Source organism: Microcystis aeruginosa NIES-2549, assembly GCF_000981785.2.
Lineage (GTDB): Bacteria > Cyanobacteriota > Cyanobacteriia > Cyanobacteriales > Microcystaceae > Microcystis > Microcystis aeruginosa_C.
Genome location: NZ_CP011304.1, coordinates 3,786,838 through 3,801,109, shown reverse-complemented (window position 1 = coordinate 3,801,109; position 14,272 = coordinate 3,786,838). Strand labels below are relative to the sequence as shown.

The 14,272-nt window shown below is 42.1% G+C and carries 12 protein-coding genes; 4 read left to right on the top strand and 8 right to left on the bottom strand.

Annotated features, from left to right (window positions below; all coding sequences use genetic code 11):
- Positions 1 to 148: 148 nt before the first annotated feature.
- From myaer_RS18635 to myaer_RS18615, 5 genes are all read right to left on the bottom strand, one after another.
- Positions 149 to 1,099, bottom strand: a complete 951-nt coding sequence (locus tag myaer_RS18635) for an NAD-dependent epimerase/dehydratase family protein (protein WP_046663181.1) — start codon at positions 1,097 to 1,099, stop codon at positions 149 to 151.
- A 369-nt stretch (positions 1,100 to 1,468) separates the two neighbouring features.
- Positions 1,469 to 1,729 carry a hypothetical protein gene (locus myaer_RS18630; RefSeq protein ID WP_046663180.1) on the bottom strand — a complete coding sequence of 87 codons (261 nt, stop codon included), beginning with the start codon at positions 1,727 to 1,729 and terminating at the stop codon, positions 1,469 to 1,471.
- 15 nt (positions 1,730 to 1,744) lie between these two features.
- Positions 1,745 to 2,977 carry an NAD(P)/FAD-dependent oxidoreductase gene (locus myaer_RS18625; RefSeq protein WP_046663179.1) on the bottom strand — a complete coding sequence of 411 codons (1,233 nt, stop codon included), beginning with the start codon at positions 2,975 to 2,977 and terminating at the stop codon, positions 1,745 to 1,747.
- Positions 2,974 to 3,933, bottom strand: a complete 960-nt coding sequence (locus myaer_RS18620) for a hypothetical protein (protein WP_046663178.1) — start codon at positions 3,931 to 3,933, stop codon at positions 2,974 to 2,976. The genes myaer_RS18625 and myaer_RS18620 overlap by 4 nt, the downstream gene beginning before the upstream one ends.
- Positions 3,933 to 5,393: an MBOAT family O-acyltransferase gene (locus tag myaer_RS18615; RefSeq protein ID WP_046663176.1), complete on the bottom strand. Its 1,461-nt coding sequence runs from the start codon at positions 5,391 to 5,393 to the stop codon at positions 3,933 to 3,935. The genes myaer_RS18620 and myaer_RS18615 overlap by 1 nt, the downstream gene beginning before the upstream one ends.
- 162 nt (positions 5,394 to 5,555) lie before the next feature.
- Between myaer_RS18615 and myaer_RS18610 the strand changes: the two genes are divergently transcribed.
- On the top strand, positions 5,556 to 6,527 hold the full coding sequence (locus tag myaer_RS18610; protein WP_046663175.1) for an FkbM family methyltransferase: 972 nt from the start codon (positions 5,556 to 5,558) through the stop codon (positions 6,525 to 6,527).
- A gap of 90 nt (positions 6,528 to 6,617) precedes the next feature.
- On the opposite strand, the gene myaer_RS18605 is transcribed toward myaer_RS18610, so the two are convergent.
- The gene (locus myaer_RS18605; protein WP_046663174.1) at positions 6,618 to 7,043 is read right to left on the bottom strand and encodes a hypothetical protein; all 426 of its coding nucleotides are present in this window, start codon (positions 7,041 to 7,043) and stop codon (positions 6,618 to 6,620) included.
- Between the two features lie 256 nt (positions 7,044 to 7,299).
- Positions 7,300 to 8,298, bottom strand: a complete 999-nt coding sequence (gene galE / locus myaer_RS18600; RefSeq protein ID WP_046663172.1) for a UDP-glucose 4-epimerase GalE — start codon at positions 8,296 to 8,298, stop codon at positions 7,300 to 7,302.
- 68 nt (positions 8,299 to 8,366) lie between these two features.
- Here galE and pap point away from each other — a divergent pair, with 68 nt between their 5' ends.
- Complete coding sequence (gene pap / locus myaer_RS18595) at positions 8,367 to 9,860, top strand: polyphosphate:AMP phosphotransferase (RefSeq protein ID WP_046663170.1); 1,494 nt, start codon at positions 8,367 to 8,369, stop codon at positions 9,858 to 9,860.
- Between the two features lie 135 nt (positions 9,861 to 9,995).
- Positions 9,996 to 10,631 (top strand): phosphoribosylglycinamide formyltransferase, encoded by a 636-nt coding sequence (gene purN / locus myaer_RS18590; RefSeq protein ID WP_046663168.1) that lies wholly within the window; start codon positions 9,996 to 9,998, stop codon positions 10,629 to 10,631.
- Between the two features lie 51 nt (positions 10,632 to 10,682).
- Here purN and myaer_RS18585 read toward each other — a convergent pair whose 3' ends face one another.
- Entirely contained in the window at positions 10,683 to 11,267 is a 585-nt protein-coding gene (locus myaer_RS18585; RefSeq protein WP_046663167.1) for a Uma2 family endonuclease, read from the bottom strand.
- A 216-nt stretch (positions 11,268 to 11,483) separates the two neighbouring features.
- Between myaer_RS18585 and myaer_RS18580 the strand changes: the two genes are divergently transcribed.
- Positions 11,484 to 14,204 carry a valine--tRNA ligase gene (locus tag myaer_RS18580; protein WP_046663165.1) on the top strand — a complete coding sequence of 907 codons (2,721 nt, stop codon included), beginning with the start codon at positions 11,484 to 11,486 and terminating at the stop codon, positions 14,202 to 14,204.
- The last annotated feature ends 68 nt before the right edge of the window (positions 14,205 to 14,272 follow it).

Genomic DNA, 14,272 nt, shown 5'->3' with positions numbered 1-14,272 from the left:
TCTGATAGTTTTTGAGTAGAAAAGGGATTTCTCGGAGAAACCCCTTTTCTGTGCGTTACTCAGACAATAACCTCGCGCACTGGGAAGCGGAACCCTGAAACCATTTTTTAGCAAGGCTTCCACTGATATTCAGCCAACCCTAATTAACTTAACAATATAATCCCTGAATCCACTGCCATTCTTGGGCTAATCCTTCGGCTAAAGAGACTTGGGGGTTATAACCTAGAATAGTACGCGCTTTGGTGACATCGGCGGCGGTGTGACGGGCATCTCCCCGGGCCAATCCTTGATGCGATCGCTCAATAGGTTTACCGATGACTTTTTCCATGGTATCCAAGACATCCAGTAAAACCACGCGACTGCCACCACCAATATTAAACACCTCACCCACCGCTTCCGGCACGACGGCAGCGGCTAAATTAGCGGCTACAGCATCACTAATGAAGGTAAAATCGCGGGTTTGTTTGCCATCCCCGTAGATGCCGATCGGTTTACCCGCGATCGCTGCTTGAAAAAACTTATGGAAAGCCATATCGGGACGTTGCCGCGGTCCATAAACGGTGAAATAACGCAAGGCAGTGACGGGAACGTTAAAATTCTGGTGATATAGCCAACAGAGTCTTTCTGCCGCTAATTTGGTGATGCCGTAGGGTGAAACTGGTTGGGGACAAAGGGTTTCCGGAGTCGGCATCGTTTCCGCGTTGCCATACACCGAGGAAGTGGAGGCAAAAACCATCCGTTGTAAAGAAGGGGTTTCCTTAGCGGCCTCAAGAATAATTTGAGTAGCATTTATATTCCTTTCGGTATATTGACGAAATCCATCACCCCAGCTTGCTCTGACTCCTGCTTGGGCTGCCTGATGGAATAATACTTCTACTCCTTGCAACAGTTGTCTCCAGTCGAGGGCTTGTATATCCGCTTCAATTAACTTAAATTCGGGATATTTTGCTAGAATATGGGCATTTTTGCGCTTTAAACTGGGGTCGTAATAATCATTAAATTGATCGATACCGATCACCTGATCTCCTTGTTCTAAAAGCTTTTCTGCCAAGTTAGAACCGATAAAACCCGCGACACCAGTAACAATATGAGTAGCCATTTAATCCTAGTCGTTGATATTTTGTATCGATTGTAATCATTTTTGCGCTTTTTGCCGCAATCAATTTCCGTCGTCCGCTGTCAGCTTTTAGGGGTCAAAATCGATAGATTTATTATATCTCCTGCAAAAATCAAAAATCTTCCCTTAGATTAGGAGACGGTCTAGAGGAGGAGAAAAAAGATAAGAGACAACCATCCCATCCATAAAACCTAAGATTATCTCAAATTTATCTGAGGTTTTAGATATTTTGACCTGATAGCGGATCGAGAACTTACTTTTGCAGGAATTCTCTTGAAAATATCGGAATTTTACTGGTTTTATCCAGAAATGTTCAATGATAGCTTGATGAAGCTATCATGCAACTATTTTCTAAACCGTTGCCAACTCCATCTCGCTAGTAATGCCATCTTCTCCCGCTTGAGAAAAAACCTTAAATTCGTAGCGGTTTAGTTTTTTAGGGCTATCATATTTTGGGTTTTTATACAAGTTTTCTAGCAGATAATTGTCAATTTGTAACTCTGTTAGTATATCTTGATATTTTGAGGAGGCACTATTCAGAGACTTAAGGTTTTTGAGAATCTCTGGGATTGCTTGCCAAACTGCCGCCATATTTTTGAGAAAGGTTTTCATGGATTTTAACTACAATTAACGAGTATTTTTTGATTCAATCGGTTGTTTAGATAACACCTGTGAATAACGGAGTCGGAGAAGAATTTTTTTTGCCCAATGTTGAAACACTTTCAATTGATGACGTTTGCTGGGTAAACGCAGTATATAGACAAATCGACGCATTATATCAGCTAATCTACCAGTAATATTAATGCCAAAACTGGAGACAAGGGCTGATTGTTTACCTAATGTTAACATATCACCTAAATGCAGATAATAATAGGGTTGGGGCGATTTTTTTCTAATCACTGCCGAGATATTTTTAGCTACTACACTGGCTGCTTGATAGGCTGCTTGTGCTGTGGCAGGAATTACCTGTTTACTCGGATAAATTTCGGCTATATCCCCAAGGGCAAACACTTCGGGATAGTCGATTAATTGTAAACTGGAACGGGTTAATAATTTGCCTTGTGCTGTTTTCTGACAATCTAAATTATTGATCCAATCCTGTGCCTCAGTTCCTGCTGTCCACAATAATAAATCAATGGGGATAACTTCATTTTTATTATCTTTAAATACGGTTATGGAATTAGCTGCAACTTCCTTTAATCCCGTGTTTAAATAGAGACTAACATTCTTGGCTAAAAGGGAACGATAGGAAGCAACACGCACCGATTTAGGGAAGTTTTGCAGTATTTCCTCGTTCCTTTCCACTAGATGAACTTTGCCTTTTTTTCCTAAACGATCAGCTACCTTACAGGCTAATTCTACCCCATTGGGACCGCCGCCAATAATGGCTAAATTAATTGAGGATTTTCCTTGAGTTTCTAAGTCATGAATTGCCGTTTGTAATCTTTCCACATCCTCTAAACTCCGAAAAGTCAGCCCATAATCAGCTAACCCGGGTATAGCTGGCCAACGATTCCGCACTCCCACCGCTAAAATCAGGTAATCGTAGTCTATAACCTCCTCATTTTCTAAATATACTTGATGATTGTTTAAGTCAATATTACTAGCTTTTTGAGTTTTTAAATTAACCTGAGTTCCTGTTAATAATTGACGGTAGGAGGGGGCAATTTCCCAGCGTTGCAATTCTCCTGTAATTAGTTCATAGAGAAGGGGAGTAAAGAGAAAATGGTCTTTTGGTTCGACTAAAGTTATTTGCCATTGACCCGATTTTACTGCTGTTAATCGACTCAGATCGAGTGCCGTGTATAACCCTCCAAAACCACCCCCCAGAATGCAAATCTTAGTTATAGGTTTATTCATGGATTTTTATTCTCAGTTGTGTTTAAGATGGGTTTCAGTTCCGAAACTAATTGTTCTGATCGAATAATTCTCGCTGGGGGCAAAAGATGATAATGAGTGTCGGCAAAAATAGTAGAATCGGTCTTAATGTTCAAGTCTTTCGGATCATAAATTGTTGGCACAACCCGACTTAATTCTTCGGCAGATTTGCGAATATTAGCAACGGTTTTACCATCATTTTTAGCATAAACCCAGGGCAAAGAAACCACCAGAGTCGCCCCTTTTGCTTCTAAATCTTTCTTGAGTTTTTCAATCAATTTAATTGAGTGAGGAGAAGCAGCAGTATCAAAGGTCATTTGCCACCATTTCCCTGTTCTTTCCTTAACTATAGTCGGATCACCTGTATTAGTAATCGGATCGGAAAGATAACCCGTCATTCTGCCTTTGCTGAATAAATCAACCATCGATTTAGTGACTGGACGCATCCCCGGAATACCTAATAACCAAGTATCCTCGATCATGGTTTTTAAAGGTATCCCACCTAACCCCGGTTTGCCAATAGCGACGCTAAAAGGTGCGGATCCCCAAAGTCCTTCGCCGCGATTAAAACCGTCCTCATCCATGAGCATGAGATATTCGGGAATCAGCAGAATTACGTCTCCTTGGCGCGCTTTTTCGAGAATCATAGCGGCAATGACATTTAACCCGATATCCCCCTGTAAACCGAAGTTAACCACGGGAATTCCCAATTCTTTGGCCATTAATTCCGAATTTATGCTATAATGCGCCCCCGATCCCGCCGTGACGATTAAACGCCGCGGTCCTTCGGTACTAGCTGCGATCGCTGATTTTTCCTCGTACATCATCCGCAACCAGCTTAATTCGCCACCGTAGATGACATTATAAACAAAGCCGAGGGACCAAGCGACTCCTAGGGAAGCTAACCAGGGGAAAGGGTTAAATGATTTAGTATTCATCAGAATTCAAAGTAAATAAAGTTACCGGTATTAGTGGAAGCTAGGAGAATCGTTAAACCTAGCAATATTTTGGACAGCCAAGGGGATAACAAGAGTTCATATTCAAATTTTTTCTGAGCGATAGCCAAATGTTCGAGGATTAAAACAATGATACCAAGAACTAAAGCGACGCTTAAAACTGCTCCTTGATTGAGAGTATAGGAACTAAAAATCTCACCGATATTAGCTAAGGAATAATTGAAAGGATTGGCAATAACCAGCATTTTGCCGATTAATCTTCTGGTGTTAACCTCCATGAAAAAGAGACAACCAAAAATGACAGCCAGTTGCGTTAAAGCCCAGGAGAGAATTTGCGGCTGAGAAACGTATTTTCCGACAAAAGCATAGAAAGGTCGGCCCAGATAACGCAGTAATAATAATAATGCCCCGTGGTAAGCCCCCCAAAAGATGAAATTCCAAGCCGCACCGTGCCAAAAACCTGAAAGAGTAAAGGTAATGAATAGATAAAAAGGCGCCCAATTTTTATTGGAACCCATCAGGGGTAAAAACACATAATCCCGAAACCAGGTGCTAAGGGTAATATGCCAACGTCGCCAAAATTCGTTAATACTTTGGGATGTATAGGGGGCTAAAAAGTTTAATTCTAATCTCACCCCGACAAAATAGGCCAAACCGACGGCAATAAAGCTATAACCGCCGAAGTCAAAATAGATTCTCAGGGTGAATAAAAAGGCCTCAAACCAGATATACCAAGCATTGTCGATCATCTTATCTAATTCGATGTAGGGAGCAATGTTATCGGCGAGGACAAATTTCATAAATAAACCGAGGGAAAGCCAACGCAAACCCTTCTCGAAGTTTTCTCCTGTAAATTTGAGGCGAAATCCCTCCATTTGTGGTAATAAATCCCGGCGACGCTCGATCGGACCTGCGACAATTTGGGGGAAAAAGGAGATAAAATTAACATAATCGAGGACGGCTAGGGGTTTCTTTTTCTTTTCGCGTAGGGAGTCCACCACGAAAGCCACCATCTGGAAGGTATAGAAAGATACCCCCGGCGGTATTTGGCTAGGCACGGGAATCGGAGAAAGTTCCTTCCAGTTAGGGGGGAGAGAAACGAATAAGCCGATGATTTCCTGCACAAAAAAGCCGAAATACTTGAAGTAAGCGAGGACGAGAATATCAATGACGATAACGATAGTGGCCAGGAGATTCGCTTTCCAGCCGCTCATTTTCAGCACTAGCCAGACCATAATGTAGTTAAAGGCTAGGGAGACGATGAAAACGAGGAAACTGGTACGACTGGCGTAATAAAATAGGATTAGGGAAAGTGCCGCTAATCCGACTCCATCAAAAACACCTCGCCAGAGATTGAAGGACTTCGCTATATAGCGCGCCGTTAAGAAAGGAACGCTAAAAAGGATTAATATCCACCAAAATATAAAATCAGAGTAATTCAAGGCTTGTTAACTCCTGATGGTCTGTGTTACCTTGTTTGAGATCGGTTTCCTGACTTCTGATGCTCAGACAGGAGGGATTTTCTTGACAAGCCTATCAAACTTTGTCAGACTTGTCCATAAAATTACCTCCAGCAACCCTAAAAAATTGAGGCTAAATAAGCAATGCTTTATCAAAAACTGTTAGATGCACATAAACGCTATCGGCAATTTAAGACTTATCCTCATATTGCTGATCAATATTGGTCTAGTCAGTTGGCAGAGCATAATATTAGTCCTAATTATGTGGAATATGATGCTAAATCTGGTCAACTTTTTTACAAACCCTTAGGGATCAGTTTAAACAAAAATAAGCAAGATTTCCTCTTGGGTAGTAAAGTTTGTAACAAAGCTAACGCCTTAAAGGCTCTAGCCAATTGTAAATTTTATATCGATGAGCAACAGGAATTAATTATCGAGATCGATGGAGTTAAGTTAATTATCGAGACGGGACAGGATTTAGATATCGCCCATGAAATTTTCCTTTTAGGTGTATATAATTTCCTCTATGATAAGCCCTGTGTAGCGATTGATATTGGTATGAATACGGGTTTTGCTAGTCTCTTTTTTGCCAATCGAGCTAATGTGAAAGCTGTCTATAGTTACGAACCTTTTAAGGCTACATACGACCAAGCTTTAAGAAATTTTGCCCTCAATACCAATCTAGCGGAGAAGATTAAAGCTTTTGATTATGGAGTCGGCGCTCGTGATGAAATTATTCAAGTCGAATACGATTACAATGTTAAAGGTAGTGTTGGTATTTCTGGTATTGACAACCAATTAAAACCTTTTGCCTCGAAACAAACCGCTACAGCCGATTTAATTATTAAACCTTTCACCGATGTGTTTAAAGGTATTACCTCTGATTATCCCGACATCGATATAGTTGCCAAGATTGATTGTGAAGGTTCCGAATACGAAATCCTCGATTCTTTAGCGGCAACCGGTCAATTAGGACAGATCAAAATTATCATGATGGAATGGCATAACAAGGGTCCTGATGCTTTAGTCAAACATCTGCAAGACTTCGGTTTTATCATCTTTTCCAGGATGCCTCGCAGTAAAAATGTCGGCACTTTGTACGCAATTAAACCCTAAAGTAGAGAAGTGAGGTGATGGGGTGATAGGGAAATGGGGAAATTTCAACTAATACCCAAAAACCCCAACACCTTCTAACTGATAACTGCCTTACTGTGCTTGACAATAGGTGTTAAAAGCTTCGCCAGTTTCTTTTTCTAATTGTCCGGCTTTTCTTACCTTTTCCTGTGCTAATTTTGCCCCGTTTTTATTGCGAGTTTCGATAACTTGAATTATTTCACGAGTGGCAGTGGCATAATCTTCGTAAACTTGAGCGAAAGCGATTTTATATTTCTCTAGTTCGGTATCCTTCACTTCTAATTTTTTCATATTTTCTGCGGCCTGTTCGATTTTATCGGCGGCCAATAGCCAACTTTTTTGGTCAATTTCTTTCCCTTGACCCTTGGTTAAGGATTTGGTTTCTTGGGCCACTTCGTTGGCAATCCGATAGATTTTTTGACATTGAAACTGTTTACTATCAGCACAACTTGCTAAAAAAGTCAAGCCTATAAATGTTAAGATTATTTTGTTATTCATACCATTGTATTCGAGAGTATTCTAGAGAAGCTTATATCGGTAAACTATCAGCCTTTAAGTAGGGAGGCACAATTATTTGTAGGATGGGTTAGCGGTAGCGTAACATAATCGGGCGTTGGGTTTCATGCTTCAACCCAACCTACGTTCTACGTTCATCTTATATTTAATTACACCCACCTACTTAGCAGTTTTTTACTGTTATCGATTGATAGAACTTTTCAATCTGATAACCTTAAAGTTTAGCACTCGATCGCCGTTAAGCGTGTCTTTTTTGATGCCAATTCCAGGCGTGTTCAACTATTACCTTGAGATCGGCATATTGGGGATGCCAACCGAGAACCTGTTTAGCTTTATCACTACTGCCGATTAAAATGGGGGCATCACCTGCCCTTCTGGGACTTTCGATGACAGGAATATCTAAACCAGTTACCGCTCGCGCCGTTTCAATCACTTCGCGCACAGAAAAACCGTTACCATTGCCCAAATTAAACACATTACTTTCGCCCCCATTTAAGAGATATTCTAAGCCTAAAACGTGAGCCTGTGCTAAATCATTAACATGGATATAATCGCGAACAGCAGTGCCATCGGGAGTATCATAATCCGTGCCGAAAATTGACAGGGAATCCCGTTTTTTTAGGGCAGTTAATAAAGCCAAGGGAATTAAATGGGTTTCCGGTTGGTGATCTTCCCCTAATAAACCACTGGGATCGGCTCCTGAAGCATTAAAATAACGGAAAGCCACCGATTTTAAACCGTAGGCTCGATCAAAATCCCTAAGAATTTGTTCCACCATTTCCTTGCTGGCTGCGTAGGGACTGAGGGGATGATGGGGGTGATTTTCCGTCATCGGAATTTCCTTCGGCATTCCATAAATGGCACAGGTGGAAGAAAAAACAAATTTCTTCACATCGGCGGCGATCATCGCTTGCAAAAGAGTCAGACTACCACTAACATTATTTTGATAGTAAATAGCCGGTTCTTGGACTGATTCCCCCACGGCAATAAAAGCGGCAAAGTGCATGACGGCGGCAATATCACGACTGGCAAATAAATTATCCAGCAATGATCGATCCCTAGTATCACCGACAATTAACTCAACTTTTAATATATCCTTAATGATTTCGGCGTGACCGTAGGATAAATTATCGAGTACGATGACGGAATAACCGGCATTTTTGAGCGCTAGAACCGCATGGGAACCAATATAACCCGCACCGCCAGTGACGAGAATGGTAGGTTTAACTTGAGACACGCGAAAGACCTATTTGAGATTGACTTGTCTATAACTTTATACCCTAATTTTGCTTTTATTTGACCATCATGTTAAGTCCCCTCGATCTATCTCTTTCCCTTGACAAGGAAACTTATCAATCACAAATTAAAGATTTAATGCAGCAACTGCGATCGCTACAGAAGTCCTGTTGGGAGTGTAAATTACCCGTGGTGGTGGTTTTGGAAGGTTGGGCGGCGGCAGGGAAGGGAACTTTAGTCAAAAAAATGGTTAACTATATGGATCCTCGCGGTTTTACCGTCCATCCAATTTTAACCCCTTCCCCCCAAGAGGAAAGTTACCCGTTTTTGTGGCGATTTTGGCAAAAACTGCCAGCAAAGGGCAGTATCGGCATTTTTTATCACAGTTGGTACACCCATCTACTAGAGGATCGACTCTTAAACAAATTGCCCTCCTCCCAGATTCCCCTAGTCATGCGCGATATCAACACCTTTGAGCGACAATTATTTGATGATCGGGTGGCGATCGCTAAATTCTGGATTCACCTCAGTCAAAAGGAATTAAAGTCACGCATCAAAGAATACGCCGAAAATGAACTAGAATCTTGGCGCGTGCGTCCGGAAGATTGGCAACAGGCCAAACGTTATGATGAGTATGCCAGTTTGGCCGAGGAAATGATTACCTACACTAGCACGGGGGCCGCCCCTTGGATATTGGTGGAGGGCAACTGTCAACGTTGGGCCCGGGTAAAAGTTCTCTCCCAATTAGTCGGTACGATCGCTCAAGCTTTGGATCAGCGGCAATTACCGATCGAACCTCCTGCTAATCTACCACCCCAAGCCCAATTACTGCCCACGGAACCCGATTATCTAGGGAGAGTGGACTTAAGTGCCAAATTGGAAAAAGAAGACTATAAAATCCGTTTGCGTCAGGCACAGGTAGAATTAAGAAAACTGCAATTAAAGATTTTTCAGGCAAATATTCCCGTTTTAGTCCTGTTTGAGGGGTGGGATGCCGCCGGTAAGGGAGGGGCGATCAAACGCTTAACCGATACCCTCGATCCTCGCAGTTATCAGGTGATTGCCTTTGCTGCCCCGACGGAGGAAGAACACCGCTATCATTATCTCTGGCGCTTCTGGCGCAAATTACCCGCAGCCAAAACTATCGGTATATTCGATCGCAGTTGGTATGGACGGGTTTTGGTGGAGAGAGTGGAAGGATTCGCTAAAGATATGGATTGGCGACGGGCATATCAAGAAATTAACGAATTTGAGGCCCAATTAACCCATTCAGGCTGTGTTTTAGTCAAATTCTGGTTACATATTAGCCCCGAAGAACAGTTAAATCGCTTCAACGAGCGCCAAAATAACCCCTATCGTCAACATAAACTCACCGATGAAGATTGGCGCAATCGGGAAAAACAGCCCCTCTACCATGTGGCAGTTAATCACATGGTAGCCCGTACTAGCACCCCCGTCGCCCCCTGGACGATTGTGGCGGCAAATGATAAGTATTTCGCTCGCGTTAAAGTCATAGAAACAGTCATTGCCGCTATTGAAACCGGTTTGAAACAACGGGGATAGGATCAGTGATCAGTAAACAGTAATCAGTGATCAGTAAACAGTAAACAGTAAATGGGGGTCAAGATGAAAATAACTAACTAATTAACTGATAACTGACAACTGATAACTGATAACTGATAACTGATAACTGAATTTATGAGTTTTTCCCCAAGTTTAATTTCTCCCGATCTCAGTTTGGCCGATATTCCCCTAGAGGAAACCCTCTCCTTAGGAGTGATGGCTTCTGGTAGTGGTTCCAATTTTGCTGTTTTAGCGGCAGCTATCGCCAAAAAACAACTCAATGCCCGAATTCCTGTCCTCATCTACAATAATCCCGATGCCAAGGTAAAAGAAAAAGCCGCTCACTACAATATCCCCTCGGTTTTCCTCGATCATCGTCAATTTAAACTCAGAGAAGAACTCGATCGGGCAATAGTAGAAACTTTCCAAGAATACGGCGTAAAATGGGTAATTATGGCCGGCTGGATGCGAATTGTCACCCCGGTTTTACTAGATGCTTTTCCCGATCGCGTGATCAATATCCATCCTAGTTTACTACCCAGTTTTAAGGGTGTGCGTGCCGTGGAACAAGCTTTAGCTGCGGGGGTAAAAGTGACCGGATGTACTGTGCATATCGCTCGCGCGGAGGTAGATAGCGGCCCAATTTTAATGCAAGCGGTGGTTCCCATTCTCCCGGATGATACCGCGGCCAGTCTCCACGAACGCATTCAAGTGCAAGAACATCGCATTTTCCCGGTAGCGATCGCTTTAGCGGCGAAATTGGGTCTTTAGAAATATATTTCCCGACATCCTTGGCGAGAATACTGGCAAAAAAACGAAAATTCAAGGCAAATCGTTAAATATCACTCCCTCATAAATTTCCTGAAAACTGAGAGCGAAATTGACAGAAGTTAAAGATAAACTGGCATTTTCGCCCTCGTATTCCGTTAATAGCCATTTATTTTCTTCAGTTTTGTTATACTGCATGATATAGGGACGACTTTGACTGATCAGAATATATTCTTGAAATTCCGGCAGCGAACGATAATAAAGAAATTTATCGCCCTGGTCATAATTTTGAGTTGATTTTGAGAGGACTTCTACTATTAATCTGGGATTGGTAACAGTTGTCTTGCCAGTTTCATAATAAATCGGTTCTCCCTCAATTAGCATCACATCGGGATAGGTTGCTTGACGATATTGTGCTATCCATAATTTAACGTCACCGATAAAAATATTATATTTCTGTCCTTTGAGGGCAAATTTTAAATAAGCGGCAAAATTGAGAGCAATTTTATTATGATCAGTAGTGCCTCCTGTCATCGGTACGATTTCCCCGTCTTGATATTCATGTTTATAGGTTGCCGTTTCCTCTAGTTGTAAATATTCGGCAAAGCTATAGATATTTTTATCTGTTGCTATGGTCATAATTTATTGATTGAGTCCCCCAATTGATTATAGCAATTATTGTACTGGTGAGATACAAAAAAGTTACCATAAATTAGCTAGGTTTAGCCGAGCAAAAGATAACAGCTATTTTAATAGGACTCTTGAAAATTTTTAGCCAGCAACTAAACAGGAATTTGATCTCTCCCAAATGTGGGACAATTGACAAAGAACTAAGAATTGTAGAATCCCCCCATCATGACCTCGGAACTATCGAAGCAATACGATCCCAAGATCACAGAAACCAAATGGCAGCAATATTGGGAAAATCAAGAAATATTTACAGCAAACCCCGAAAAAGGCGGCGAAACCTACTGTATAGTCATCCCCCCTCCCAATGTTACCGGTAGTCTGCACATGGGTCACGCCTTCGAGAGTTCCTTGATTGATACACTTGTTCGCTACAAGCGCATGACCGGCAAAAATACCCTCTGGCTGCCCGGGACGGATCACGCTAGTATTGCAGTACAAGCCATACTCGATCGCCAATTAAAAGCCGAAAAAACCGACCGTTACCAACTAGGAAGGGAAAAATTCCTCGAACGCGCTTGGCAATGGAAAGAGGAGTCCGGTAGTACCATTGTTAATCAACTGCGACGCTTGGGGGTATCCGTCGATTGGACGCGGGAACGTTTCACCATGGACGAGGGACTTTCCCATGCTGTCCGTACTGCTTTTATCAAACTCTATGAGGACGGATTAATCTATCGCGGTCAATACTTAGTTAACTGGTGTCCCGAATCCCGGTCGGCCGTTTCCGATTTAGAGGTAGAAAACAAGGACATTGAGGGAAATCTCTGGTATTTTCGCTATCCTCTTAGCGATGGTAGCGGTTATCTTCAAGTAGCCACCACAAGGCCCGAAACCATGCTCGGTGATACTGGTGTAGCTGTCAACCCGCAAGACCCCCGTTATCGTCATTTAATCGGCAAAACCGTCACTTTACCGATAATGGGGCGAGAAATCCCCATTATTGCCGATGAATTGGTGGATCCCGAATTCGGTACCGGTTGCGTCAAAGTTACGCCGGCCCACGATCCCAAGGATTTTGAGATGGGTAAACGCCATAATTTAGCCTTTATTAATATCATGAATTTAGACGGTAGTTTAAACGAAAATGCCGGAATATTCGCAGGTCAAGATCGTTTTGTTGCCCGCAAAAATGTCGTTAAAAAACTCGATGAAGACGGCTTTTTAGTTAAGATTGAAGCCTATCGCCATAGCGTCCCCTATAGCGATCGAGGTAAAGTTCCCGTGGAACCCCTTTTATCTACCCAATGGTTCGTTAAAATTGAACCTTTAGCCACAAAAGCTTTAGCCTGTTTAGATCAGGAAAACTCGCCCCGTTTTGTGCCAGAAAGATGGACAAAAGTTTATCGCGATTGGTTAGTTAAACTAAAAGATTGGTGTATTTCTCGACAACTGTGGTGGGGTCATCAAATTCCCGCTTGGTATATTATCAGTGAAACTAATAACGAAATTACTAACCATACTCCCTTCGTCGTTGCCCCAGATGAAACCTCCGCTTTAGCCAAGGCTAAACAAGAGTATGGAGAGGATATAATTATTCAACAAGACCCCGATGTTTTAGATACTTGGTTTTCCTCGGGATTGTGGCCATTTTCGACTATGGGATGGCCAGAAAAAACCCTTGATCTAGATACCTATTATCCCACCACAACCCTCGTCACTGGTTTTGATATTATCTTTTTCTGGGTGGCCAGAATGACGATGATGGCGGGCTATTTTACGCGACAAATGCCCTTTAAAGATGTCTATATTCACGGTTTAGTTAGGGATGAAAACGGTAAAAAGATGTCTAAATCTGCTAATAACGGCATCGATCCCCTAATTTTAATTGATAAATATGGAACCGATGCTTTACGATATACCTTAATCCGAGAAGTGGCAGGAGCAGGACAGGATATCAGTCTGCAATATAACCGTAAAACCGATGAATCGGAATCCGTAGAAGCAGCCCGAAATTTTGCCAATAAAATTTGGAATGCTTCCCGTTTTGTGATGATGAATCTGGAGGGAAAAACCCCAGAAGAATTGGGAGAACCAGTTTTAGAAAATTTAGAATTAGCTGATCGCTGGATTTTATCTCGTTATCATCAAACAGTGCAAAAAACTAGAGATTATCTAGAAAATTATGGCATGGGAGAAGCGGCAAAAGGTCTATACGAATTTATCTGGGGCGATTTCTGTGATTGGTATATCGAGTTAGTAAAAACTCGTTTATGGAAGGATAAAGAATCGGTTTCCTGCGCTACGGCCCGGCAAACTTTGGCTTTTATCTTGGCAGGGACATTAAAATTATTACATCCCTTTATGCCCCATATTACCGAAGAAATTTGGCATCATTTAACCCAAGAAAATCAGCAGGTTTTGGCTTTAGAAACCTATCCAATAGCTGATAGTTCTCTGATCGATTTAGACTTAGAAAATACTTTTGAGTTATTAATAGAAAGTATTCGGGGGTTGCGTAATTTGCGGGCCGAAGCGGGGATTAAACCGGGAGCAACGATCACGGCAATTTTACAGACAGAAAACAGCCAAGAATTAGCTATTTTGCAACGCGGACAAGTGTACTTAAAAGACTTGGCCAAGATCGAAAAGTTAATTTTGACGGACAAAATAACCGAGGAAGTCAATCAAGCGATCGCCGGTGTTGTCGCTACGGTAGAAATCCTCATCCCCCTGTCCGGATTGGTTGATATATCGGTATTGGCTGGGAAATTAGCGAAAAATTTAGCTAAGGTAGAAGGGGAAATCAAGAGTTTGAGCGATCGCCTAAATAAACCTAGCTTCGTCGAAAAAGCTCCAGAAGCTTTAATCGAAAAAACGAAGCAAGCTTTAGCAGAGTCCGAAAAACAAGCCCAAATTCTCCAAGAACGCTTAAAACGTCTGCATTAACGGAGGCAGGGGTTATTTTGGGGATTTTCCGAAAAATAGGGCAGTTTTCAGGCTACCCTAACCGGAAA